Genomic DNA, 2803 nt, shown 5'->3' with positions numbered 1-2803 from the left:
GGGGCCCCCGCGACCTGGAGGAAGTCAGGGAGGCACTGAACACCAAGATCACCCAGTCGGCGCTGCTGGAGGAGGGCCAGGCACTCACCCTGGCGGTGGAACTGGCCGCCACCGGCGAGCTGATCGGCGACGGGCTGCTGTTCTGGCCGTCGAAGCCGAGTTTCAGCAGGGCGTCGGCCACTTCGGTGGCGTATCCCTTGCCGTGGTGGCGGGGGTGGAAGACGTAGCCGATCTCCCCGCTGCGGTGCAGGCTGCTGTGCCAGAACAGCAGCCCGTCGCCGATCAGCTCGCCGGTGGCGGCCAGTTCCACCGCCAGGGTGAGTGCCTGGCCCTCCTCCAGCAGCGCCGACTGGGTGATCTTGGTGTTCAGTGCCTCCCTGACTTCCTCCAGGTCGCGGGGGCCCCAGTACAGGTAGCGGGCGACTTCGGGCAGCGACTGGATGGCGTGCAGTCCGTCGAGGTCGTCGGGGGTGAAGGGGCGCAGGATCAGCCGGTCGGTGCGGATCGGGTAGGAAGGCTTCAGCATCGGGTCAGATTAGGTGAGGCCGCGGTTGGCGGGCCATGTGTTTTGCGGCGCTCGGCCGGTGGCGGCGGCCGGTGGCGGCGGCCGGTGGCGGTGGGCCGCGGCGGGAGCGTCGGCCGGGTGTTCGGGTGGGGGTCTTCGTTGCCGGTGTGGTCGCGTCGGCCTGCGCACGCGTGTGGTCGGCCGGGGGCGGGCCTGGGTGCGGGCGGCTCCTACATCTGCATCTGGCGGTCGGCCGAGCCGTGCCATTCGGCCAGCAGCACGGTGGCGTCGTCCTGTAGGCGCCCGTCGTTGTAGTCCAGCACGCTGTGCACCAAGCGGCGCAGTGTCTCGGGTACCGGCAGGCCGTCGGCGGCACGGCGGATGATGAAATCCACAAATCGTGCCAGTCCGAACTCCTGTCCCTGGGCGTTGCGGGCTTCGATGATGCCGTCGCTGTAGAACAGCACCCGATCACCTGGTTCCAGTTGCTCGCAGCACAGTGTGACCGGCACGCCCAGATCCAGGCCCATGGGGTGGGCGGGCGGGCAGGCCAGGGTGGTCGTCCATCGGTTGCCGCGGATCACCACTGGCGGGTGGTGTCCTCGGTTGACCCAGGTCAGCATGCCGGTGGCGGTGTCGAGGTCGGCCAGGACAGCGGTGACGAACCGGGTGCTCCGCCCGAACTCCTCGATCAGTACCCGTTCGACGGCCTGGCTGGTGGCGACCAGGTCGGCGCCCTGGCGTCGCTGGTTGCGGCAGGCCGCCATCGCCAGGCTGGCGGTCAGTCCGGCCGAGACGTCGTGGCCCATGGCGTCGAACAGTCCCAGATGGGCGATCTCGCCGGCGATGGCGTAGTCGAAGGCGTCTCCGCCGACCGTGTAGGCGGGCTCCATGATCGCGGCGATCGCGATCCGGCGGTCGATGAAGGTCAGCGGCGGCATGAGCGTCCATTGCATCTCCGCGGCCACGTGCATCGGCTGGGTGCGCACCAGCCGGGCGTAGGTGTCGCTGTAGGGGCGTTTGCTGACCACCAGCAACGCCACCAGCGAGGCCAGATGCCGCATGATGTCGCCGGCGTGTTCGCCGGCGCCCTGGGCGCGGACGCGCAGCACGCCCAATCGCTCGGTGCCGTCCAGCAGCGGCACCCACCACCATTGCACGCCGTCGCCGGCGTCCTGTTTGGGGAGGATCCGTACTTCTTGGAAGGCTCGGCCGGCCAGTGTCGTGTCAATGCGCAGTTGCTGCGGTTGTCCGGGTGTGCCGGGGGCGGTGAGCGGGCGCAGCACGTTCTGTTGCAGGTCGGCCAGGTAGATCAGCACCTCTTCCAGGCCCGCGTGTGCGGCGTAGCGGCCGACCCGTGCCGGTACCTGCTCCAGAGCCATCAGGTGGCTTTCGGCCAGCAGGCCGGTGAGCATCCGCTCGGTACCGCTCGGCGTGTCTGCGTGGGTGTCCGGCGCCGCACGGTTGTCCTGGGCCGGGGATCTGCGGTCGTTGCCCGTTGACGCGCTCATCACCTCATGATTCACCGCGGGGCGGGCATCAATCGGCAATGGTGGGGTGAAAGTGCTTTTGCCCGCTCAGGGCTGTGCCGTGCGGTCCGGGCGGGTGCCTGTTTCCTGCTGTGGGGGCGGGTTTCCCGTTGGTCGGGTGTGGTGCGCCGGGTGTGTCGGAGGCCGGTAGGCGTCCTTGGGGGCGGCTCTGGCGTCGGTGAGGCCTCAATCGGCCCTCTCCGCTATTGCCAGGGCGCGGCCGGTCGGTCTGTGCCGCGCTGGGCGGCGGCGGTGGGCCGGCCCCCGGTGGGGTCCGGCGGGATGTCGGGGGCCGTCGCCGGTCAATGGGTGCCGCCGGCGAGGTTGAGCACCAGCACCCCGCCGATGATGAGCACGATGCCGGCGGCCTTGGCCAGGGTGAGGCTCTCGCCGAGGAACAGCACGCCGATCGCGGCGATCGCGGCGGTGCCGGCGCCGGCCCATACGGCGTAGGCGGTGCCCATCTCCATCTGCATCTTCAGTGCCTGGGCGAGCAGGACGAACGCGGCGGCGTAGCCGGCCACCACGACCAGGGCCCAGCCTTTGTGCGCGAAGCCCTCGCTCAGCTTCAGCGCGGTGGTCGCCACGACCTCGGCGATGATCGCCCCCGCCAGGATCAGCCACGCCATGACATGCTCCCCGAAAAACCGGTACGAACGTAGCAGTTTAGTGGGTGGGGCGTTCCGGTGTCCGCGGGTGCCCGGCCGGTGCGGTGAGGGGGCGTCGAGTGGCGGGGTGAGGGCGGGGTGAGGGCGGGGCGGTGCTGACG

At 70.3% G+C, this 2803-nt stretch carries 3 protein-coding genes; all 3 read right to left on the bottom strand.

What is annotated here, in order from left to right:
- Window positions 1-526: GNAT family N-acetyltransferase (locus tag CA984_RS43495; protein ID WP_242676506.1), on the bottom strand; the 526-nt coding region annotated here is incomplete at its 3' end.
- Between the two features lie 209 nt (window positions 527-735).
- Window positions 736-2016 carry a PP2C family protein-serine/threonine phosphatase gene (locus CA984_RS43490; protein ID WP_242676505.1) on the bottom strand — a complete coding sequence of 427 codons (1281 nt, stop codon included), beginning with the start codon at window positions 2014-2016 and terminating at the stop codon, window positions 736-738.
- 320 nt (window positions 2017-2336) lie between these two features.
- On the bottom strand, window positions 2337-2663 hold the full coding sequence (locus CA984_RS43485) for a DMT family transporter (RefSeq protein ID WP_086579104.1): 327 nt from the start codon (window positions 2661-2663) through the stop codon (window positions 2337-2339).
- Between the last annotated feature and the right edge of the window lie 140 nt (window positions 2664-2803).

It is taken from the genome of Streptosporangium minutum, from assembly GCF_002149035.1.
Taxonomy (GTDB): domain Bacteria; phylum Actinomycetota; class Actinomycetes; order Streptosporangiales; family Streptosporangiaceae; genus Streptosporangium; species Streptosporangium minutum.
The sequence above is the reverse complement of the archived record's forward strand: the minus strand, read 5'-3'. Positions and strand labels throughout refer to the sequence as shown.

Bases quoted from the DNA above. Each gene is read 5' to 3' on its own strand.
- CA984_RS43490 (WP_242676505.1), bottom strand. From the start codon at position 2,016: ATGAGCGCGTCAACGGGCAACGACCGCAGATCCCCGGCCCAGGACAAC.
- CA984_RS43485 (WP_086579104.1), bottom strand. From the start codon at position 2,663: ATGGCGTGGCTGATCCTGGCGGGGGCGATCATCGCCGAGGTCGTGGCG.